Origin of the sequence: Pseudobutyrivibrio ruminis AD2017 (assembly GCF_000424305.1) — a bacterium.
Classification (GTDB): Bacteria; Bacillota; Clostridia; order Lachnospirales; family Lachnospiraceae; genus Pseudobutyrivibrio; species Pseudobutyrivibrio ruminis_B.
This window is the reverse complement of the sequence record NZ_KE384162.1, coordinates 224,721-247,534: the sequence shown is the minus strand read 5'-3', so window position 1 is coordinate 247,534 and position 22,814 is coordinate 224,721. Positions and strand designations below refer to the sequence as shown.

Below are 22,814 nucleotides of genomic sequence, written 5' to 3'. Positions count from 1 at the left end.
TTAAAGATTTCTTGAACCTAAATCTACATTTATCATATCTAAATAAGGAACTAAAAGATTAGGTTTAGTAGTAAAAAAGTATTCTTCATCTAATTCTTCGATACGAAAACTTTTTCTTCCACCCTCCTGCATTCTATCCCAAAAGCCTTTAAGCTTTTCAAATGTAAGATAATAATATACATCTCTTTCACTAAAGAAAATCAAGATAAACGCCAGACCATCCTGAGCCTCCCATTTGCCCATAAAATCAATCTGATGGGCATGAATGTTTTGAAGAGGGAAGGTATCTTTATTACACTCTTTTGCATCGAAGCAAACAGGGATTCCCTGAATAGCACCAACGTAATCTACTGTTGATTTTTGATCAAAATATGCAAGTGTAATATGCCCCTTATTATCCATATCTATTGGTGTGATTGGTGTTGGAATTTTTTGAATGAGGGCTAAGCCGTTTTCGGCATAGACCTCATTAGTTTTATTGATGAATTCTTCAAAAGTGGAACCACGAAGTCCACGAGATTTATATGTAGCCATTAAACTCCCCTGGTAAGTCGCATACAAATTTTCTACCATCAGCAAATTCTATTGAATATGCATGTAGTAGCTGTCCTCTTACCTTTTTCTTATTATTAATTATCGTATTTCCGTATTTATTATCCCCTAAAATAGGATGCCCTATGGAGGCAAGATGCGCTCTGATTTGATGGGTGCGTCCTGTAATTAGGTGAATCTCTAGTAATGTAAAATCATCACCTATGTGAGATATAGGTCTGTAGGCTGTTTTAATGGGCTTAGAATCCTTTGTTTCATTCTTTGTAATAGAAACCTTATTAGTAGCTTCATCCTTCGATAAAAAACCATCTATCTGCTGTTCATCATCTATCCTTCCAAGAACAACAGCCCTATAAAGTTTTTTGCAGCTACGTTCCTTTAAAGCTTCTCCAAGGGTTTGGGCAGCCTTAAGAGTCTTTGCAAATAAAACAATACCTGATGTGTTTCTATCTAGTCTGTTACATACGCTAGGGTGAAAATGCTTAAAGCTTTCTTCACTAAGTTCCCCCTTAGCAATCATGTATGAAATGGCCATTTCATTGATAGAAATATCTGATGGCGAATCCTTTTGAGATTTGATGCCGGCAGGCTTATTGATGATAATCATATCAGTATCTTCGAAAACCACATCAATATCATGTAAAACTTCCTTTAAGGAATAATAAAGTTCGTCTCGCTCACCAGCTCCTGTCATCTTGGCATAGGTTTCATCAGAAAACCAAATCTTAACTATATCACCTGTATTAAGTTTTTCTGTACCATCAGCCTTTTTGTCATTAAGTGTAATGTTCTTCTTTCTAAGCATCTTATAAATAAAGCTTGTACTAGCTTCAGTAAGTACACGCTTTAAAAACTTATCAAAACGCTGATTACTATCGTTTTCTTCTATTCTTAGTTCTTTCATTTGGCCTACTTTGCTTTCCAGAATTCTTATTTCTGGTATTTTTATTATTCTTTACAGAATCAGATTTCTTAGCTGTATTCTTCTTAGAATCATTTTTCTTTGAGTCAGCCTTTTTGAATTCCTTACCCTTTATTTTTCTAGGTGGAATCAAACATTCCTCTCCAAATCCTATTAAATCTTCACGACCAGCTTTTATTAATGCTTCCTTAACAAGATCATAGTTTTCTGGTCTCTTGTACTGAATAAGGGCACGCTGCATAGCCTTTTCATGAGGATTCTTGCAGATATATACAGGCTTCATATCTCTAGGATCAATCTCAGTATAATACATAGTAGTTGAGATTGTGCTAGGTGTTGGATAAAAATCCTGTACCTGCTCTGGCGACAAATGATGATCACGTAAATATTCTGCCAAGGCTATAGCATCATCAAGTGTACTACCTGGATGCGAACTCATAAGATATGGAACAAGGTACTGTTTTAAACCAAGCTCCTTGTTAATCTTAGCGTATTTATCACAAAAACTGTTATAAACAGAAATATCTGGCTTTCCAAGGTAGCTAAGAACATTGTTTGAAATATGCTCTGGAGCAACCTTTAGCTGCCCACTGACATGATATTTACATAGGTCGCGAAGGAATGTATCGTCCTTGTCATACATAACATAATCAAATCTTACGCCTGAACGAACAAATACCTTCTTCACCTTTGGGAGCTTTCTAAGCTTAGTAAGAAGAGCTACGTAATCCTTGTGATCTACCTCTAGGTTAGGACATTTAGTTGGGAATAGACACTGTCTATTTGTACATACACCCTTTGTAAGCTGCTTCTTACAAGATGGATTTCTAAAATTAGCAGTAGGCCCACCAACATCATGAATATAACCCTTAAATTCAGGATCCTGAGTGATAAGCTTTGCCTCATTAATAATAGATTCATGACTTCTAGACTGTATAATTCTTCCCTGATGGAAAGTAAGGGCACAGAAATTACAGCCACCAAAGCAGCCTCTATTACTAATCAAAGAGAATTTAACTTCTTTGATAGCAGGAATACCACCGTCCTTTTCATACATAGGATGATATGTTCTCATATATTCGATAGCATACACATCATCCATTTCCTGTCTGGTTAATGGCTTCTGTGGAGGATTTTGTACAACATACATTGCACCATCATATGTTTCAACAAGCTTTTTAGCTGTAAATGCATCCGTATTTACGTATTGAGTGTAAAAGCTTTTAGCATATGTTGCTTTATCTGCCTTTATTTCCTCGAAACTAGGCAGAATAAGTCCATCCTCAATAAATGACTTATCTCTAGTCTTAAAAACAGTACCATCAATATATGTAATGTCCTTTACATCCATACCCGATGCAAGGCAATCTGCTATTTCGATAACTGAACGTTCGCCCATACCATAAGATATTAAGTCTGCACCAGAATCAAGCAATATGGAACGACGCACCTTGTTTGACCAATAGTCATAATGTGCAAGACGTCTAAGTGACGCCTCAATTCCACCTATGATAATAGGCTTTTTCTTATAGGTATGTCTTATTAAATTGCAATACACCACAGTAGCATAATCTGGTCTAAGACCAATTTTACCGCCTGGAGAATAATTATCATAATCTCTTCTATGCTTTGAAACACTGTAGTGATTAACCATGGAATCCATATTTCCGGCACTAACAAAAAAGCCTAGACGCGGCTCTCCTAAAATGTTAATTGAATTATCATCTTTCCAATCTGGCTGAGCGATAATTCCCACGGAATATCCATGCAATTCAAGAAGGCGGCAAATAATTGCCGCCCCAAATGAAGGATGATCCACGTAAGCATCGCCACAGACATAAACAAAGTCTAGTTGCTTTATGCCACGTTCATCCATATCTTTTCTACAAACTGGTAAAAACTTTTGCATATAAATCTACTCTTTATTAAAAAATTGCTCTGGTATATCAAGAGCTGGAATATCGTCATCATCGTTTGACGATGGAACCTCAGCTTGCTCGAAGCTTGTATCAGCAGCTGCTTCTCCTGTAGAATCAAGGCTTGCAGCAGGATCTGTATCACCGTCATTAAGAGAATCTGGAACAAGTGCTGCTCTATTTCCGTTAACTGTATCAAGGTATACCTGCATAGTGTTAAGGAATGCCTCATCACGAGCTCTTGTTGTCTCGATTGAATTGGCAAGGATTGTCTGAATGTTTGCAAGAAGCTCATCTGTATAAGCGATAGCTCCCATACGAATATTATTAGCATCCTCTGTTGCTCTATCAATCTTTTCCTGAGCGTTCTTCTGTGCAATCAAAATAACTTCATTAGCCTGAGCATATGCCTGTTGCATAATCTGATGTTCTGAAACAAGTTCATTAGTCTGAATCTGAGCCTGGCTAATAATCTCATCAGCCTTTGCCTTTGCATCAGCAAGAATCTGCTCGCGGTTAGCAATCATTCTTTGATATTTTTTAATTTCATCAGGAGTCTTTGTTCTAAGTTCCTGGATAAGCGATTCTAACTCATCTCTATTAACAACGATTTTGTTTGTTGAAAAAGCAGATGGCTTACAATCATCAATATAAGCTTCAATTTCATCAATGATATCTTCAATTTTACTTGTGCTTGCCATGTTATTACTTCTCCTTATTTTTAATTTTGGCTTCTATGAGAGGTATAACCTGTGCTGGAACAAATAGGCTGATATCTCCTCCATAAGATGCAAATTCCTTGGCAACTGTAGAGCTTAAGTATGAATACTTTAAGGAAGTTGTCATAAATAAAGTCTCTAATGCAGGATACTGAACTCTATTAGCATGTGCTAATTGAATTTCGTTTTCGTAATCAGTGACAGCTCGTAAGCCTCTGATTATAACCTGTGCATCTTTTTCTTTTGCAAAATCAACTAATAGACCTTCAAAACTTTCCACACGAACGTTGTCTAAATTTTCAGTCAATTCCTTTATCATACTAACACGTTCATCAATGGAAAACAACGGATTTTTTTGTTTATTGTTTAAAACTCCAACAATCAACTCATCACAAAGCTTGCTGGCTCTAGTAATAATATCAAGGTGCCCAAAAGTAATTGGATCAAAGCTTCCGGGATAAATTGCTCGTTTCATTCTACGCCTTCTTTAAAAATATATGTTTATTTGTTTTGTATAATTTTTCTTTTGTAATTACATAGCCTAAATCTGCCACATAATCAAAGCTTGTCTCAAGACTAGCCTCAACAATAATTAACGTATCATTTGTAACATATGGCTTGTCTTTAATCTGTTCTAAAACCTGTTTTTCAATAAGCTTATTATATGGTGGATCCATAAAAACGACATCGAAAGTCTGTTGATTATTAAGGCTATTAAGAGCTGCACTAACATCACTTTTAATGAGCTTTGCTCTATCTTCTAATCTGGCTTTCGAAATATTTTTTTCGATGCATTCGTATGCCTTTTTATCCTTCTCGACAAAAACAGCAAAATTTGCACCACGGCTTAAAGCCTCAATACCCATTTGACCACTACCTGAAAATAAATCCAAAAAATTACAATCAGGTATGTCAAAAGAAATCATGTTAAACAAGGTTTCTTTTATTCTATCTGTGGTAGGTCTGGTGTCCATTCCTTCTGGGGCAACTAGGTTAAGTCCACGATTATTTCCTGCTATAACTCTCATGCCATCACCTCTACCTTGTTTAAACACTCATCTAATAACTTAAGTGCTTCCTTTGCTGCAGCATTTCTAACCTGGGTTCTATCTCCATCAAGCTGAAGCTTTTTAGTAACACACTTATTATCTCCATAAGCACAGCCAATATATACTAAACCAACTGGCTTTTCTTTAGTGCCACCACCAGGGCCTGCTATACCAGTAGATGAAATACCAAAATCTGCATTAGCAGCTTTTCTAACGCCAGATGCCATTTCAGCAGCTGTCTGTGAGCTTACTGCACCAAATTCCCTTAAAGTATCAGCAGATACACCTAGGTTTTTCATTTTAGCTTCGTTTGAATATGTAACATATCCTTCGTTGAAACAATCTGAAGCACCTGGTATATCAACAATTGAACTAGCAATTAGACCACCTGTACAAGATTCTGCAGTGGCAACACTGACATGCATATCCACAAGCTTATTAATAAGTGCCGCTACGTCCATTACTATTTCTGCTCCTTAAGAACTTCACTATTCTGATAAATGTAAATTACAAGTGAAAGTACTGTAAGAATTAATGAAACCCAAATGAATAACTGTCCTAGGAACTGAAGCCATCCAAATGGAAGGTTTGCAACAAGGATGATAATCATAATCATCTGAGAAACTGTCTTAAGCTTTCCAAAAATGTTTGCAGCAATAACAATACCATTTTCTGCAGCAATAAGACGGAAGCCAGAAATGATAAATTCTCTTGCTACGATAATAATAACTACCCATGCATAAAGCTGACCTGTAGCTATTAAGCAAATCATCGCAGAACAAACAAGAAGCTTGTCAGCAAGTGGGTCCATAAACTTACCAAAATTAGTAACAAGATTATACTTACGAGCAATCTTACCATCTAACATATCTGTTAGAGAAGCCACGATAAATATAAGGTCTGCAATAATTCTAAGGGCCTGACTTGCAGGGTTAATAAGTAAGAATAAAACAAAAAAAGGAATAAGTACTACTCTAAATAATGTTAGTTTGTTAGGTAAATTCATTTCCTTTAAATTCATAGCTTTACATCTCCTATTAAATCGTATTCATCAAAGCCTGTAACTTCAACATCAACAAACTGTCCACTTACAAGCTCAATGTCACTATTAACAAAAATAAATCCATCAACAGATGGTGTATCTCTGTATGTACGGCCAATAAAAACTCCATCTTCAGGAAGCTTTCCTTCTATGAAAACCTTTAATGTTCTTCCGATGTAATTTTTGTTATTAGATAAAGCAATGTCTTTCTGACAAAGCATTACTTCATCCTGCCATTTAAGCTTAAGCTCATCATCTACCTGGTTATCCATTTTAGCAGCTACAGTGCCGTCTTCTCTTGAATAAGCGAAAGCGCCAAGTCTGTCAAATGACATATCCTTAATGAACTGTAAAAGCTCTTCATGCATTTCTTGAGTCTCACCTGGGAACCCACAAATAAGTGTTGTTCTAAGTGAAATATCTGGCATAGCCTTTCTGAGACGTTTAGCGATATCCATGATATCTGCCTTGTTAGTCTTTCGCCCCATCTTCTTAAGAATATCATCATTGCAATGCTGTATAGGCATATCAATATAATGACATATCTTAGGCTCTGATGCCATGCATTCAATTAATTCGTCGGTAATTTCTTCAGGATAAGCATAAAGGATTCTAATCCACTCAATGCCTTCAATCTTACAAAGCTCATGTAAAAGCTTTGTTAAAGATTTGCCTCCGTAAATATCGATTCCGTATACGGTAGTTTCCTGAGCTACTAGGATAAGCTCCTTAACACCACCCTCTGCAAGTGTTTTGGCTTCAGCCAAAAGCTGCTCCATTGGAACAGAACGATAATTACCGCGAATATAAGGGATTGCACAATAAGTGCATCGTTTGTTACAGCCCTCTGCAATCTTAAGATATGCATAGTGGCCACCTGTCGTAAGGACTCTTCGTCCATCTCTTGGAAGACCAACTAAATCCTTTTTAAAAACAGGCTTTTCACCATTCTTTTCAAGGATGATGTTTATAGCTTTAACTAATTCGTCATAGGAATTAGTTCCAATGATTGCATCTACCTCTGGTAAATCAGAAAGTATTTCATCAGTGAAACGCTCAGCTAAACATCCTGTAACAATAAGTCCCTTTAAATGACCTTGTTCTTTATAAGCGCCAAGGTCAATAATGGTTTGAATACTTTCTTCCATAGCATCAGCAATGAAAGAACATGTATTAACAACTATAATGTCTGCTTCTTCCTCGCTATCGCAGATGCTAAAACCATTATCTATTAAATCGCCTAGCATATGTTCTGAATCAACAAGGTTTTTATCGCAGCCTAATGAAACAAATAAAACTTTCATATATTAGTTATCTGCATCCTCATTAATGATTTTGATAGCGCCATCGTTAAGCTCGTTAACAGCAATTGAAAGTGGCTTGTCACCCTTATTGTAATCGATAAGTGGCTCTGCACCATCAATAATCTGACGAGCACGCTTAGCTGTTGCAGCAACGATTGTGTAACGGCTATTTACAACTGGCTCCTCGCCAACCTCAACGTTCTCATTTACCTTTTCCATAAGTTCTACATAAGATGGATGTATCATAATTAATTACTCCTTTCAAACATCTTTAATTCTTCTTGCATTTCTTTTATAGACGAGCGGTTTCTTTCAACCTTATAATGCTCTGCCTGAATTATATTATGAACCTGATCTACAGCCTTTTCTAGTGAATCATTTACAATCAGGTAATCATACTCTTCCATATACTGAGATTCCTTGCATGAAATAGCAAGACGCTGTGCAATGACATCCTCAGTTTCTGTACCTCTTCCAACTAATCTGTTTTCAAGTTCCTTAGCAGAAGGTGGCATAGTAAATAATAGTAACGCATCAGGATACATCTTCTTAACCTGAAGTGCTCCCTGAATTTCTATCTCAAGGATAACATCCTTTCTGCGTTCGATGAGCTGCTCAACATATGCTCTTGGTGTTCCATAAGAATTACCATTGAACGAAGCATACTCTAAAAGCTCATTATTGGCAATCATATTATCGAATTCTTCCTGCGTTTTGAAGAAGTATTCTCTTCCGTCCTTTTCACCTGCACGCATGCCGCGTGTCGTAGCTGATATAGACAAATTGTAATCATTTGGATGAGCCTCTAATAAATGTTTCATTATTGTGCCTTTTCCAGCTCCAGAAAAGCCAGAAAGAACAATAACAAGCCCTTTGTCGCTAACCATTTATACGTCCTCCTTTGATGGGTTTCCATTTATTCTACTTGCAATTGTATCAGGCATAAGTGCGGAAAGAACAACGTTATCATCGCAAATAATTACGCACCTTGTACGACGCCCCTGAGTGGCATCGATTATTTTGCCTGATTCCTTAGCACCAGCAACAATTCTTTTAGCAGGTGCTGAATCAGATGTGATCATTGATACAATCTTATTACTATTTACAATATTTCCAAATCCAATATTAACAAATGACATATTATTCTATATTCTGAATCTGTTCTCTAACCTTTTCGATAAGTGTCTTAAGAGTGATACCGATATCTGCGATTTCTACATCAGTAGATTTTGATAAAATGGTATTAGCTTCACGATTTAGCTCCTGTGCAAGGAAATCAAGCTTACGGCCTACTTCCTTATCAAGCTCAAATACTGAACGAGTTTCAGCAACATGGCTCTTTAAACGAACCATTTCTTCATCGATGCATACCTTATCAGCATAGATAATAACCTCCTGGGCGATGCGGTTATCGTCGATATTATTATCCTCTAATAGTTCGTGAATCTTAGTTGTTAAACGTTCCTTGTATTCTTCTATAATAACTGGACTACGCTTTTCAAGCTTATCAACAAGAACAAGCATCTCATCCATTTTAGAAACCAAATCCTTCTGAAGACGTGCGCCCTCAGCTATTCTTGAATCAACGAACTGATTAATACAATCTGAAAGAGCTGATAAAACAAGTTCCTTAAGTGAATCCTCATCTGAATCAGTCTCCTCAAGCTCGATAACATCTGGAAGACGAACGATGTTGCTAGCCTTCATATCATTATCAATACCAAGCTTTTCAGACATTTCAGCAATAGAATCAAAGTATTCCTTAGCAATGATGTCATTAATTGACACCTTATAACATGCATCGGAATGCTCGTTAAGGGTGATGTAAACATCTACCTTTCCTCTGAAAATACTTTCGCTGATTTTATTTCGAATAAGACTTTCTAAGAAATTAAGCTTCTTGGGAAGTTTGATATTTAAATCTAAATATCTGTGATTTACAGATTTCATTTCGATTGTGACACGAGCGCTTTCGTTTTCAGCAAAGCCCTTGCCGTATCCTGTCATACTACGAACCATATGATTCTCCTTTATCGTATACCCATTTTTAGATATACACAGTTGTAAATAATTATAATTAAATGTATGATTATAGTCAATAACAATGAAGAAAGAGGCTCGATAAAAATGGCATTAGATGGAATTTCTATTCATGCACTTGTGTATGAATTTAACCAAAATCTTTTAAACGGAAAAATCAATAAAATTTCTCAGCCTGAGCGCGAGGAATTACTTATAACAATAAATACACCAGATGGAAATAAAAGGCTTTTGATTTCGGCAAACGCTTCTCTTCCATTTATGTACTTAACTTCTGATAACAAGCCAGCTCCCGCACAGGCTCCTGGTTTTTGCATGCTTTTAAGAAAACATATTGGAGCAGGCCGCATCATAGAAATATCTCAGATGGGCTTAGAGCGCGCAGTTCGTTTTAAAATCCAGCATCTTAACGAAATGGGCGATATCACTTTCAAATATCTATATGTTGAAATAATGGGTAAGCATTCTAATATCATTTTCTGTAACGAAGACAACATGATATTAGATTCAATCAAGCACATCCCATCTTCTGTCAGCTCTGTTAGAGAGGTACTTCCTGGTAGAGATTATTTCATTCCAGCACAGGAAGGCAAAATAAATCCTCTTGAAGCTACTGAAGATTATTTTAAAACAAAAGTATTAAAGAAAAGTGAATCTGTATTTAAAGCTATCCTGTCATCCTTCATTGGCATCAGCCCTACTATAGCAAACGAAATCTGCTACAGAGCAGCCATCGATTCTGATGCAAGCAATGCATCATTATTTGATGAGCATAAGGATAGACTTTATAAGGAATTTGAAAATCTTATTTCAGACGTAAAAGAAAACAATTATTACTACAACATTGTTGCAGATGCTTCAACTGGCAAGCCTGTAGAATATGCTCCTCTTAGACTTACAATGTATGAAGACATGGAGATAAAAGAATATCCTGATTTCTCTTCTGTTTTAGTTGAATTTTATGCAAAGAGAAACGCCTACACAAATATCAGACAGAAATCTTCTGATTTGAGAAAGATAATTGTAAATCATATAGAGCGTGCTTCCAAAAAGCTTGACCTACAATTAAAGCAACAAAAGGATACTCAAAAAAGAGAAAAATATAAGATTTATGGAGAACTACTTCATACCTATGGTTACGACGCAAAGCCAAATGATAAATCTATAACCGTAATTAATTACTATAACAACGAAGAGCTTACCATTCCTCTTGATCCTGATTTATCAGCATCAGAAAATGCAAAAAAGTATTTTGACAAATATGCAAAGCTAAAAAGAACTGCCGAAGCCTTAGATACATATATTGAACAGTCAAAGCAGGAGTTGGAGCTTTTAAAATCAATCGAAGCAGCATTAAATATTGCTGAAAACGAAACTGATTTAGCTGATATTCGAAGAGAACTTGTAGACCACGGCTTCATCAAAAAGCATACAGGTGGAAAGAAAGAAAAATCTAAAAAGAGTAAGCCTCTTCACTTTGTAGATGATAACGGCTTTGATATTTATGTAGGTAAGAATAATTACCAAAACGACGAGCTCACTTTTAAGTTTGCTACAGGAAATGATTGGTGGTTCCACACCAAGAAAATCCACGGCAGCCACGTTATCGTTAAGACAAATGGTAAAGAGCTTCCAGACAGCACCTATGAATACGCCGCCGAATTAGCTGCATACTATTCTTCAGGTAGAGATACCGACAAGGTTGAGATAGACTATCTCCAAAAGAAGAATGTAAAAAAGCCCGCTAGCTCAGTAGCAGGCTTTGTAGTATATTATACTAATTATTCAATGGTAGTTTCTCCTACCTTACAACACGTAAAACTGATCAGCCAGGAATAAATTAAGTGTGGACCTTAGCTTAGGGTAATTTTCTAACTTAGGGTCCACTTTTATTATGGAATCAACATCCTTAGAGGCAAGTTCCAGCTCATCAGCATCCTGGTATATATCCGCAACTCTGAAGCTGAATTCTCCGCTTTGTCTAACTCCAAACATATCTCCAGGACCTCTAAGCTTAAGATCTTCCTTAGCAATGTAAAATCCATCATTAGATTTAAGCATGATATTAAGACGTTCAGATTGTTTATCATCTCGACTTTCATTCATAAGAATGCAATAGCTTTGAGCATCTCCTCGTCCTACACGACCTCTAAGCTGATGCAGTGCTGCAAGACCAAATCTGTTAGCATTTTCTATCATCATTACAGTCGCATTAGGCACATTAACACCAACCTCTACTACTGTGGTAGAAACCAATATATCAGTACTATGATTTGCAAAATCTTCCATTACCTGATTCTTATCTGCTGGTTTCATCTTGCCATGTAATACGCCTATACGATATTTATCTTTAAAATGCTCCTTCAGCTTTTTACTGTAGTCAATAACATTCTGTGCCTCAGTTGTCTCTGATGCTTCTACAAGAGGACAGATAATATAAACCTGGTGCCCCTTTTCTATTTCATCGGAAACAAATTTGTATGCGGTATTTCGCATGCTCTCTTTAATAACACATGTCTTTATTGGAAGTCTTCCACCAGGAAGCTGTTTGATAACTGATGCATGCATATTTCCATAAAGAATCATTGCGAGTGTTCTTGGAATAGGTGTAGCAGACATAACTATAATATGTGGATTTTCACCCTTTAAGGATAGCTTATCACGTTGGCTTACGCCAAACCTATGCTGCTCATCTGTAATTACTAAAGCAAGCTTTTTATAATCTCTTCCCTCAGAAATAAGTGCATGTGTTCCAATAATAAAACAGCTTTCATTTTCATCTACAAGCTTTTGCATTTGCTTCTTCTCAGAAACCTTCATTGAGCCTGTAAAAAGAGCCACTGGTATATCAATACCATAGTCATTGCACCATTTTGTAAATGAAATGTAATGCTGCTTTGCAAGAACCTCTGTAGGAGCCATAATAGCCGCCTGGTAACCTGATAAAGCAACATCCAGCATTGCCAAAAATGCTACAATGGTTTTACCGCTACCAACATCACCCTGTATTAATCTTTGAGTAACATATTCCCCTGATAAATCGGCTCGTATATCAGATAAAACCTTAAGCTGGTCATCTGTAAGAGCAAACTCCAAGGAATCCATAAAATCATCTGTAAATTGATGATGAGTAATATCAAATTCGTTTGGTAACGCTGCAATATTGTTTTCCTGTAATCTGGAATTTAAAATAAAGAAAAACATTTCCTCATAAGCTAATCGTTTTCTTGCCTTCAAAAGCTCATCATAACTTTCAGGAAAATGATATGCTTTTATAGCCTGACTATAAGAAATAAAATCATTTTTGCTTTCTATTTCTTCTGGCAATCTATCATCCGAAATCTTACATTTATCCAATGCTTCTCTAACAGCCTTAGTAACAAGATTATTGCTTAAGCCTTTTGTTAAATGATAAATCGGCAACAGCTGCTTTTTTATCTCTTCATATTTTTCAGGTGTAAAGATTTGTGGTTGAGACATTTTAAAGCGTCCCTTATCAAAACTTAATCTGCCATAAAAAATATAAACCTTTCCAGGCTCAAAGCTGTTTTTAAGATAATTAGAATTGAACCAAACTAAATCCACCGGGATGTCTGCTACATACACAGTTGCAGATAATACATCCATGTGATTTTTAGATTTAAAATATTTAGGACTGGTCTTAATTCTACCAGCAACACTAATAAGAGAATCAATCGCATCTCTATTTGGCGCTATAGGTTCTGGATAAATTAAATAGGTGCGCGGAAAAAAAAGGAGTATATCCGATATGGTATATACTCCTAACTTATTTAACAATTTAGTTGTCTTCTCTCCTACACCTTTAATAGTGTCTATTGGTGATAACAACTCCATAACAATAATTACTCCACTGAAACAATATATGCGTATACTGCCTGGCCACCTTCAGAAATCTCTACCTCAAGATCTGGATATTTTTCCTGAATCTCAGCACCAAGTGCCTCAGCCTTAGCCTGGTCGCTTCCTTCACCCCAGTAGATAGAAACAACTGCAGAATCATCTGAAACCATTTCATCTATCATTTCCTTAAATGCTACATTAATGTCAGCATTAACAGAAAGGAGTCCTGAATCGCCCATTCCCATCCAATCATTCTTCTTGATTTCCTTATCATCGATGATTGTATCACGTACAGCGTATGTAACCTGTCCTGTCTTAACATTTGAAATTTCTTCTGTCATTGCAGCTTCGTTGTCTTCAACGCTAGCAGCAGCATCAAATGTAATAAGAGCAGTAATACCCTGTGGAATAGTCTTTGTAGGGATAACAATAATCTTCTTATCCTCACAGATAGCAGCTGCCTGGTTAGCAGCAAGGATAATATTCTTGTTGTTTGGTAATACAAAAATATTCTTTGCATTAACCTTTTCTACAGCACTTAAGATATCATCTGTGCTAGGATTCATTGTCTGACCACCTGGAATCATGTAGTCACAACCAAGCTCTGTAAAGATAGATGTAAGTCCATCACCTGTAGCGATAGAAACAAATCCCATTTCCTTAGCAGGCTCTGTAAATGCCTTAGGCTCTTCCTTAGTATCTTCCTTTTCACTAGAAAATACTTCGTTACCAGAGTTTGACTCTGTAATTGTTAAATCAGATACCTTACCTGATGCAAGCTTTTCAAGCTTAGCCTTAAGCTCTTTAATCTGGTAAGAAGCAAGTGGCTTCTCTGATTCGATAACAAACTCAACAGAATATTTAGAAATAGCTGGCTTAGCCTTTGGAGCTTCAGCAGCTTCAGCTGTATAATCAACCTCTTTACCGATAAGGGCATCATAACCACCCTTAAGTACCTGTACAAGACCCTGTCCGCCAGAATCTACAACGCCTGCCTGTTTTAATACAGGAAGCATATCAGGTGTCTTAGCAAGTGTATCCTCTGCTTCTGCAATAACTGCCTCAGCAAACTCTACGATATCATCTGTCTTTGTAGCCATTTCAGCTGCCTTATCTGCAGCAGCACGAGCAACTGTAAGAATTGTACCTTCCTTAGGCTGCATAACTGCCTTATATGCTGTCTGAACAGCCTTTTCAAATGCCTCGTTAAGAAGTGCAACATCAATCTCTTCGTGGCTAGATACAACCTTTGTAAAGCCTCTAAATAACTGAGATAAAATAACACCAGAATTTCCTCTAGCTCCCCTGAGTGAACCTGAAGAAATAGCCTTTGATAATGTCTTCATATCTGGATTATCAAGTTCTCTAACAGCATTTGCTGCAGACATGATAGTCATTGTCATGTTAGTACCTGTATCACCATCTGGTACAGGGAATACGTTTAACTCATTTATCCACTCTTTTTTAGATTCAAGATTCATTGCTCCTGAAAGGAACATCTTAGATAACAAAGATGCATCGATTGTTTGGATTTCCACCTATAATTCCTCCTTAGTCAATAACTCTTACACCTTCAACGTAGATGTTTACTGTATCTACTGTTAATCCAGTGAAAGAAGATACCTTGTATTTTACTGTTTCAATAAGGTTCTCTGCTACAGTAGCAATACTGATTCCGTATGAAACAATAACATGAAAATCTAAAGAAATCGTGTTATCTTCTGCAATATTAACACTAATTCCATGATTTAAATAATCCTTCTTGAGAAGCTTCACTAAGCCGTCCTTCATATTAACAGCTGCCATACCTACTATGCCAAAGCACTCAACTGCAACTGAACCTGCATAGGTCGCAATTACATCTGTGTCTATAACAATTTTACCAAGCTCTGTTTCCATTTGACCTTGCATAACGTACCTCCAAAATTCGCATATTTAGTCATATTATGCAATCATTATATACTAAAGCAAAAAGAAAAGCCACCCTTTCGAGTGACTTTCAATATCGTGTCATGTAAGATTAAGCACGCTCAACCTTGCCAGAACGTAAACAAGAAGTACATACATATAACTTCTTAGGTGTTCCATTCACATTACACTTAACGGACTTCACATTAGACTTCCACATATGATTGGATCTTCTATGAGAATGGCTCACATTGTTACCGAAATGAGCGCCTTTTCCACAAACTGCACATTTTGCCATGATTGCACCTCCTTGTAATAATATTCAAAACAGCGTCGCGTCTTTACGCAACGATGAAATTATAGCAAAGCAATCGATAAATTGCAATGACTTTTTGCGTAAATATCAAATTTATTTCTATGAACTTATTCAAAATAAGCATTAAATACCTTTGCAGCAAGGGGTGCTGCATATTTACTTCCATATCCTGCACCTTCCATAATTACTGCTATGGCAAGCTTTCTGCCTGTTGTATCTTTAGCATACCCAACAAACCATGAATGAGTTACATTTTTATTGGAAGTATATTCAGCAGTTCCTGTTTTTCCGTAAACTGTTAAATCTCCAAAATCTACACTATCTGCTGTTCCATCCATGACAACAGCCTCCATGTATTCATTTAATAAGGCTGCCTCTGATTCGGATATAATTTTACCATAGCTTTTTGGAGAAGTCTCAGTAACTACATCTCCTTCATCACTTACTATTTTGTCAGCTATATATGGTTCCATTAGTTCGCCATTATTAGCAATAGCTGAAACAAGCATGCACATGTGAAGCGGCGAAACTGTAGTCTGCCCCTGCCCTATAGCTGTCTGGGCCACTATAGAATTAGATGTATCATCATCAACATCAAATACCGATTTTTTGGCACTGCCTAAATCAGCTGGCAATGACTTGTTAAATAATAAGCTTTCTGCTGTATCAATAAATACATCCCTATCAAGATTAATACCCATATATGCATAGGCACTGTTGCAGGAATTAGAAAAAGCCTTTAATAAATCCTCATTTCCATGAGATTTTCTAGAGCTACAGTGGATTTTGTAATCATCAACTGTAATAGAACCATTGCATTTATAGTCAAAGTCAGGATTTCCATCGTTATCCCTTAAATAAGCAATAGTTGTAACTATTTTAAATGTAGAACCAGGAGGATAAGCACCTGCAATAGCTCGATTAAGCAGGGCTGAATTATTTTTGGTATTATCAGTTATATCATCCCAGTATTTAGCGATAGTGTTTGGGTCATAATCTGGTTTAGAAACCATAGATACAACCTTTCCAGTATCAGGTTCAATTGCAATAACCGCTCCGTCAAACATGCCAAGACCTTCATAAGCGGCCTTTTGAGCATCGTAATTCAAAGTGGTATACAAATTATCACCTGGGCTTTTTATTCCGCTTAAGGTGTTAGTTATCTGCTCATCAAGAGAAATATGGCTTTTCAATAAATCGAAGCTGTAATTGGCTTCTAAGCCTGCCATACCCTTTCCAACATATCCTACAGCATGGCTAAACAGTCTTTCATCAGGATAGTCCCTATATTCTTTTCTATCAGAATCAGTTTTTGTTTCTGCTATAACATGGCCATCTGCCGTGTAGATAGTGCCTCTTGTAACATCATCATTAAAAACTGAAAATCTAGAATTGTAGGAATTATAAATGAATTCTCTGGAGCCATCCTTAACAAAAAAGCCCAAGTATACTGCCATAGCAATAAAAACAAGCATAAACAATGCTGCTACAACATATATTTCTTTTCTAATGTATTTCTTAGTATTTCTTTCTCGCGTCATTTTTTCTGCCTTTATCTATGTAAAATAAATCGTTTGAACATTCCGCTATGTAAAAGCAAATGAACATAGAAAGCAACGAGCTTCCACCGTAGCTGATAAATGGAAGGGTTACACCTGTTGATGGTATGAATTTAATAACACCACCTATATTCAAAATAGTCTGTATTGAAAAGATAATAGCTATGCCACTAACAACAAGCATATAGAAGCTATCTTCGCAGGTATAAGCTACGTTAAATAACTGTATGCAGGTGCACATAAGACAAACTATTATGCATATAGCAACAATTGTTCCAAGCTCTTCAGCCATTGCAGCAAAAATAAAATCCTTAGAAACAACAGGAATTTTGGTTGGTTGACCGGCAGTAAAACCAGAACCTACCCAGCTTCCTGTGCCGATTGCAAACAACGACTGAGATATTTGATAGCCCGTATCATCTACAACCGAAAGTGGATCTGTCCAGGCTATAAATCTGGATTGAATATGAGGAAAGAGCTTATACGCAAGAACTCCTCCTATTCCCGCAATAGCTAATTCGAATACCAAAACAAAATAGTTCTTATACGCAATGAAAATAAGAAACATATAAGTAACAAGGAATATAAGTGCTGTACCTAAATCCCTAGAGAAAACAAGTACAAGAACATGCATTGCAGAACCTATCGAAGCGTATAAAAAGCCTCTAAAATCTTTATAGGTAACAATGCAACCACTGATAAAAAACAAAAAGCTAAGCTTAACAAATTCACTAGGCTGAATGCTTATATTTCCAAATGATAAGGAAAGCTTTGCTCCATACTCAACCTTTCCTAAAAGGCTGACAATCAAAAGCAAAAAAATGCCTATACCCGCAAATACAAACATTAAACTTTCAATACCTTTGATTTGCCTAATAGCAACAACTATAAGAGTTGCTACTATCATGGAAACTATCGCAAATACGAATTGTCTAATTGCTCTTCCCTCACTTAATCTTTCCAAAAATGAAAAGCTAAGAGCAAGAAAGAAAAGCATATTATTGATAAGTGCTCTTGAAGCTGGAAATGAAAGCTTATTAAGGGTTATACCTATTAAAAGGAATAACAACAGCTGTCCCGCTAAAAGAAACAGATATATATTATCTTCTTTAGCCAAAAACAATAATAAAGATGTATTTGATAACAACAGTACAACCATAACTAATTGGATTGTAGAAAGTACGCTTCCCAGCACTTCAGAGTTTTTGAATTCAAACATCTGAATAATGTCAATCAAAGTAAATACAAGCACAAATGCAAGTATGGTTATTCTAGAAAAAGAAATAAGTACACTAACCAAAACTATTCTACTCCTCTTTTTAAATGTCCCTTTGTATAGTCTTCTTCAAATCTAAATGGTAGGTTTTGATTAAACACTCTATCATATAAATCTAATACTGAAACAACTTCCTTTTCAGATTCAACAGTAAAATCTAATCTGAGCTCCTTTGGATTCAACCCAAGGATATCATCCTTTAAATCAAAGGCCATATATTTTTTACTGTTATATATAGTGTTATAGCAATAATCACAATTGCAAACCACAGGAAGCTTTTCGTTTTTTCTATCGATAATAGTAATCCTGTTGTTTGATTTATTACAGCCAATAGTGTTTTTAACTGTACAGTTTGCAGTAATCATCATAGGAATTCTGCTGTAAATAATCATCTGTGATGAATGATTGTCTCTATGTTTAAGCTCCTTTAATGAAAGCTCGTAAGGCATACATGTATTAATGAAGCCATTGTCATTAAAGCCCTTAAGACTTCTGTTGTTAAAGGTGTAAAGTCTATGGTCTAAAATGATTTTATCCTTTGGATAACCCATTTCCTCTAAAAGACCCATCTCATCAAAGGATGCTGCTATCACACCATCAGCTTCATTTAAATGCTCAATATTTCCGGCATATTCAGCTCTTAAAACAGCAGGCAAATACAGATATGTCTTTCCTTTAAAAATATCCTTTGTCGCCTTAAATAATGAAGGTGGTACGGCTATAGAATCCACAAATGAATATTTAGCTATAGCATTAACCTGATTAAGGGTTGTGGCAGTAACAAAGCATGCAGGATTACTATAAACCTTATTAAAATCATCTATCTTCTTATAAGGTAAAATACGTTTTTCCTTTGATCCAATAAGCTTTTCAGTTAAGCTTTCTATCGCTTCTCTTCTAGCATTTTTGATTACAGATACTGGGAGGAAAATCCCATCATCATAATCAACATTAAGCTTATCTATTGTAAAGCAGGTATTTCCAAGACCAGATACAGCCTTTTCAATATCTTCTTTTGTCGCACTTCTGTTTTGGGCAGCTTCAATAACATTAGAAACAGCCTCACCTACATTTCCATTTTCATCTGTAAATGTAACCTTGAATTCCTGACCAAGCAAAGCGCTTACCTTACATGTAAGCTTAATTTTCTTTTCAGGAAATACAGCTGCAGTATCAGATGATTTGGTATGTGAAGGTGCTTCAAAGGTAATCATATCAGGTCCATTATGCTTAGTGAGATAAAGGGATGTGAAACCACTTCTATTACCAAAATCAAGTAGCTTTTGGATGTCAGCTTCATTTACAGAATAGTTTTTAGCACCCTTATATAGGTATTCATCTAAATAATGTCTGTAGACGCTAACAACTCCAGTAGCATATTCTATCTGCTTCATTCTTCCTTCGATTTTAAAGGATGATACACCAGCCTCTATCATAGATGGCATGTATTCGATAGTACAAAAATCCTTTGGAGAAAGAATGTAGTTACCCTTTTTATTGAGCTTTTTGCCGTTTTCATCTATTGCTTCATAAGGAAGACGACATGGCTGAGCACATCTGCCTCTGTTTCCAGAACGACCTCCAAGAATAGATGACATAAGACACTGTCCTGAATAGCAAACACAAAGAGCACCATGAATGAAGCTTTCGATTTCAAGATTAGGGCAAGCCTCATGAATCTTTGATATTTCATCCATAGATATTTCACGAGCTGTAACGATTCTCGATGCGCCTAAATCTTCAAAGAATTTAGCTCCATATTTAGTACAGATGCTTCCCTGGGTACTGATGTGAATATGAGTATCTGGGAAAAAATCTCTGATGAAATTAAATACACCAAAATCCTGTACAATAAAGGCATCTACACCATTTTCCACGTATGCCTTAAGGTAATCATAAAGCTTTCCTTCGATTTCAGGATTCTTTAGAAGTGTATTTACTGTAAGGTATGATTTGACGCCATGTAAATGTCCGTATTTGATAGCCTCAGCTGCCTCTTCTTTGGAAAAATTCTTAGCGTATGCTCTTGCGCCAAATAAATCTCCACCAAAATAAACAGCATCTGCTCCTGCATTTACAACTGCTTTAAATATGTTTAAATCCCCTGCTGGTGAAAGTAGTTCTAATTGATTCATAAAATTCCTCTTGCATAAAATAAGGGCCCCTTACGGGACCCCATTGTTAGTTGTCTGATAAAGAACCTAAAAGAGCATCCTCTAGGGAAGCTTCAAGCTTTGTTTTGTTAAGTAGAAGTTCTTTGTTTTCTGATTCAAGCTTTTCGATAGTCTCTTCTAAGGTTTGTGTTTTTAACTGTGCTGATATTAAATCATGCTTAAGATTGTAAATCTCTTTATCTCTGATATCTAAATCTGACTCCAATGATTCAACCTTTGCTTTAGCCTTAAAATAATCATCAGCAATATTAAGTTCAAGTAATGTTGCCTTTAAATCTGCTGAAATACGTTTATAATCATCAATTGAATTAAACTCCTCGAGTTTAGAATTGATGTAATTGGCTACCTTCTGAAGATATTCTTCTTCTTCGTAACCGCTTAATGTATAAACTTTTCCGCCTATAAGCACCTTTGCGCTCTTTTCGGAAACCATATACTATCCTCCCGTCAGAAATTCAAATTAATTATAACTTTATTCAAGCATAAAAACAAGATTTCTTCGCTGTTTAAATGATATTTTCTGGAATAGGCATATTAAAGTGCTCGTAAGCTTCTTTTGTTGCCACTCTTCCCTTTGGAGTTCTAATGATAAGTCCGTGCTGAAGCAAATATGGCTCATAGACATCCTCTATTGTACCTGAATCCTCGCCTACAGTGGCCGCTAAATTATCAAGGCCAACTGGGCCGCCACCAAATCGCTCTATAATGGCAAGCAATATATTTCTATCATTATTATCAAGGCCAAGTGTATCTACCTCAAGTGAATCAAGTGTGGCCGCTGCTACTTCCTTTGAGATTCTACCATCGTATCTTACCTCTGCGTAATCGCGAACACGCTTTAAGTATCTGTTTGCAAGACGTGGTGTTCCTCGTGATCTAAGGGCAATCTGGTAAGCTCCCTCATAATCGATAGGTGCATTAAGCTTTGCAGCAGATGCCGTAACGATTGTAGAAAGCTCCTCTGGAGTGTAATAATCCATGTGACCGATAATTCCAAATCTATCTCTAAGTGGTGCTGAAAGTAAACCTGGACGAGTGGTTGCACCAATAAGGGTGAACCTAGGAAGCTTTGTGTGGATGGAACGGGCTGTTGTGTCCTTTCCCATAACAATATCTACAGCAAAATCTTCCATTGCTGAATACAAGGTTTCTTCAACTGGCTTTGAAAGACGGTGTATCTCATCGATAAATAAAATGTCACCATCCTTAAGTGTCATAAGAACTGCCACGATTTCTCCTGGAATTGTAATAGCTGGACCTGATGTAACCTTTATATTTGAGCCCATTTCACCTGCTACGATTCCAGCAAGTGTAGTCTTACCTAGACCTGGAGGGCCATATAAAAGCACGTGATCCAATGCATCGCCACGATTTTTGGCAGCCTGAATATATATTTTCATGTTCTCTTTGACCTTACTTTGTCCGATGTAACCCTCAAAGGATTTTGGTCTAAGAGCATTGTCATTAACAAGATCTTCATGACTTGCTATTGTAGATGTAATCTGTTTGTTAGTAAGCATTATATCCCCCGATTTTTATAAGAATGACATCTGCTTTAATGTATCGCTAAGCAGCTGTTCTGTAGTAGTGGACTCTGTGATAGTCATCTTATCAAGGGCTCTTGCAGCATTGCTTGGTGAATATCCTAAAGCAACAAGTGCCTCAAGAACCTCTTCCTTAACAGAAGTAGCAGGAGCTGCCTTCTTAGTTCCTGATAAATCTGATGTTATTTTAGCCTCGAAGGCGCCAATTATATCTACCTTATCCTTAAGGTCAATTATTATTCTTTCAGCTGTCTTTTTACCAATGCCTGGTGCAGCAGCAAAGGCCTTAGCATCTCCTCCTGCAACTGCAAACTGAATATCGGAAACAGTCATATTGCCAAGGATAGCAAGGGCCCCCTTTGGACCAATTCCACTAACACAAAGAAGAAGCTCAAACATCTTAAGCTCCTCCTTGTCATAAAATCCATATAAAGTAAGAGAATCTTCCTTTGGAATGAGCTTGGTATTAAGCTTTACCTCTGAACCAATGGCAGGCAGCTGCCTGATTGTATTCAAGGATGCGCTCATACCATAGCCAATTCCATTGTTCTCAACAGTAACAACATTATCATCAATGTCAGCAAGTGTTCCTCTAATGTAGCTAAACATAGTTATTCTCCCGATTAAATGTA

Annotated in this window: 24 protein-coding genes; 1 reads left to right on the top strand and 23 read right to left on the bottom strand. The window is 36.5% G+C overall.

Annotated features, from left to right (window positions below; translation table 11 throughout):
* The 13 genes from G611_RS0111325 to G611_RS0111265 are packed head-to-tail and all read right to left on the bottom strand — an operon-like array spanning window position 1 to window position 9,523.
* Complete coding sequence (locus tag G611_RS0111325; RefSeq protein WP_028243707.1) at window positions 1-534, bottom strand: Holliday junction resolvase RecU; 534 nt, start codon at window positions 532-534, stop codon at window positions 1-3.
* Window positions 521-1,456, bottom strand: a complete 936-nt coding sequence (locus G611_RS0111320; protein ID WP_028243706.1) for an RluA family pseudouridine synthase — start codon at window positions 1,454-1,456, stop codon at window positions 521-523. The genes G611_RS0111325 and G611_RS0111320 overlap by 14 nt, the downstream gene beginning before the upstream one ends.
* A complete protein-coding gene (locus tag G611_RS14795; protein ID WP_036949179.1) occupies window positions 1,425-3,383 on the bottom strand; it encodes a YgiQ family radical SAM protein in 1,959 nt (652 codons plus the stop codon). The genes G611_RS0111320 and G611_RS14795 overlap by 32 nt, the downstream gene beginning before the upstream one ends.
* A 6-nt stretch (window positions 3,384-3,389) precedes the next feature.
* Entirely contained in the window at window positions 3,390-4,091 is a 702-nt protein-coding gene (locus G611_RS0111310; RefSeq protein ID WP_036949177.1) for an ATPase, read from the bottom strand.
* 4 nt (window positions 4,092-4,095) lie between these two features.
* Complete coding sequence (coaD, locus tag G611_RS0111305) at window positions 4,096-4,584, bottom strand: pantetheine-phosphate adenylyltransferase (RefSeq protein WP_028243704.1); 489 nt, start codon at window positions 4,582-4,584, stop codon at window positions 4,096-4,098.
* A gap of 1 nt (window position 4,585) precedes the next feature.
* A complete protein-coding gene (gene rsmD, locus G611_RS0111300) occupies window positions 4,586-5,137 on the bottom strand; it encodes a 16S rRNA (guanine(966)-N(2))-methyltransferase RsmD (protein WP_028243703.1) in 552 nt (183 codons plus the stop codon).
* Window positions 5,134-5,619, bottom strand: coding sequence for a CinA family protein (locus G611_RS14790; RefSeq protein ID WP_036949175.1), 486 nt, complete (start codon window positions 5,617-5,619; stop codon window positions 5,134-5,136). The genes rsmD and G611_RS14790 overlap by 4 nt, the downstream gene beginning before the upstream one ends.
* A 2-nt stretch (window positions 5,620-5,621) precedes the next feature.
* Window positions 5,622-6,164 (bottom strand): CDP-diacylglycerol--glycerol-3-phosphate 3-phosphatidyltransferase, encoded by a 543-nt coding sequence (gene pgsA, locus G611_RS0111290; RefSeq protein WP_028243702.1) that lies wholly within the window; start codon window positions 6,162-6,164, stop codon window positions 5,622-5,624.
* A gap of 11 nt (window positions 6,165-6,175) precedes the next feature.
* Window positions 6,176-7,504 (bottom strand): 30S ribosomal protein S12 methylthiotransferase RimO, encoded by a 1,329-nt coding sequence (gene rimO, locus G611_RS0111285; RefSeq protein ID WP_028243701.1) that lies wholly within the window; start codon window positions 7,502-7,504, stop codon window positions 6,176-6,178.
* A 3-nt stretch (window positions 7,505-7,507) separates the two neighbouring features.
* A complete protein-coding gene (gene rpoZ / locus G611_RS0111280; protein WP_028243700.1) occupies window positions 7,508-7,750 on the bottom strand; it encodes a DNA-directed RNA polymerase subunit omega in 243 nt (80 codons plus the stop codon).
* Window positions 7,751-7,752: 2 nt separating this feature from the next.
* Window positions 7,753-8,391: a guanylate kinase gene (gene gmk / locus G611_RS0111275; protein ID WP_028243699.1), complete on the bottom strand. Its 639-nt coding sequence runs from the start codon at window positions 8,389-8,391 to the stop codon at window positions 7,753-7,755.
* The gene (locus G611_RS0111270) at window positions 8,392-8,643 is read right to left on the bottom strand and encodes an extracellular matrix/biofilm biosynthesis regulator RemA family protein (RefSeq protein WP_028243698.1); all 252 of its coding nucleotides are present in this window, start codon (window positions 8,641-8,643) and stop codon (window positions 8,392-8,394) included.
* Window position 8,644: 1 nt separating this feature from the next.
* A complete protein-coding gene (locus tag G611_RS0111265; protein WP_028243697.1) occupies window positions 8,645-9,523 on the bottom strand; it encodes a YicC/YloC family endoribonuclease in 879 nt (292 codons plus the stop codon).
* Window positions 9,524-9,631: 108 nt separating this feature from the next.
* Here G611_RS0111265 and G611_RS0111260 point away from each other — a divergent pair, with 108 nt between their 5' ends.
* A complete protein-coding gene (locus G611_RS0111260; RefSeq protein WP_028243696.1) occupies window positions 9,632-11,383 on the top strand; it encodes an Rqc2 family fibronectin-binding protein in 1,752 nt (583 codons plus the stop codon).
* Here the strand turns inward: G611_RS0111260 and recG are convergent.
* The 10 genes from recG to ruvA form a co-directional block, all read right to left on the bottom strand.
* Window positions 11,351-13,399 (bottom strand): ATP-dependent DNA helicase RecG, encoded by a 2,049-nt coding sequence (recG, locus tag G611_RS0111255; protein WP_028243695.1) that lies wholly within the window; start codon window positions 13,397-13,399, stop codon window positions 11,351-11,353. The genes G611_RS0111260 and recG overlap by 33 nt on opposite strands.
* Before the next feature lie 8 nt (window positions 13,400-13,407).
* Window positions 13,408-14,943 carry a DAK2 domain-containing protein gene (locus tag G611_RS0111250; protein WP_028243694.1) on the bottom strand — a complete coding sequence of 512 codons (1,536 nt, stop codon included), beginning with the start codon at window positions 14,941-14,943 and terminating at the stop codon, window positions 13,408-13,410.
* Between the two features lie 13 nt (window positions 14,944-14,956).
* Entirely contained in the window at window positions 14,957-15,316 is a 360-nt protein-coding gene (locus G611_RS0111245; protein ID WP_028243693.1) for an Asp23/Gls24 family envelope stress response protein, read from the bottom strand.
* 109 nt (window positions 15,317-15,425) lie between these two features.
* Window positions 15,426-15,611 (bottom strand): 50S ribosomal protein L28, encoded by a 186-nt coding sequence (rpmB, locus tag G611_RS0111240; RefSeq protein WP_015549663.1) that lies wholly within the window; start codon window positions 15,609-15,611, stop codon window positions 15,426-15,428.
* A 125-nt stretch (window positions 15,612-15,736) separates the two neighbouring features.
* Complete coding sequence (locus G611_RS14785; RefSeq protein WP_036949170.1) at window positions 15,737-17,170, bottom strand: peptidoglycan D,D-transpeptidase FtsI family protein; 1,434 nt, start codon at window positions 17,168-17,170, stop codon at window positions 15,737-15,739.
* Window positions 17,148-18,488 (bottom strand): FtsW/RodA/SpoVE family cell cycle protein, encoded by a 1,341-nt coding sequence (locus G611_RS14780; protein WP_051195237.1) that lies wholly within the window; start codon window positions 18,486-18,488, stop codon window positions 17,148-17,150. Before G611_RS14780 ends, G611_RS14785 begins: the two co-directional genes overlap by 23 nt.
* A gap of 2 nt (window positions 18,489-18,490) precedes the next feature.
* The gene (locus G611_RS0111225; RefSeq protein WP_051195236.1) at window positions 18,491-20,599 is read right to left on the bottom strand and encodes a peptidase U32 family protein; all 2,109 of its coding nucleotides are present in this window, start codon (window positions 20,597-20,599) and stop codon (window positions 18,491-18,493) included.
* 46 nt (window positions 20,600-20,645) lie between these two features.
* The gene (locus G611_RS0111220) at window positions 20,646-21,071 is read right to left on the bottom strand and encodes a cell division protein ZapA (protein ID WP_028243691.1); all 426 of its coding nucleotides are present in this window, start codon (window positions 21,069-21,071) and stop codon (window positions 20,646-20,648) included.
* Between the two features lie 73 nt (window positions 21,072-21,144).
* Complete coding sequence (ruvB, locus tag G611_RS0111215) at window positions 21,145-22,158, bottom strand: Holliday junction branch migration DNA helicase RuvB (protein ID WP_028243690.1); 1,014 nt, start codon at window positions 22,156-22,158, stop codon at window positions 21,145-21,147.
* Window positions 22,159-22,173: 15 nt separating this feature from the next.
* Complete coding sequence (ruvA, locus tag G611_RS0111210; protein ID WP_028243689.1) at window positions 22,174-22,791, bottom strand: Holliday junction branch migration protein RuvA; 618 nt, start codon at window positions 22,789-22,791, stop codon at window positions 22,174-22,176.
* Between the last annotated feature and the right edge of the window lie 23 nt (window positions 22,792-22,814).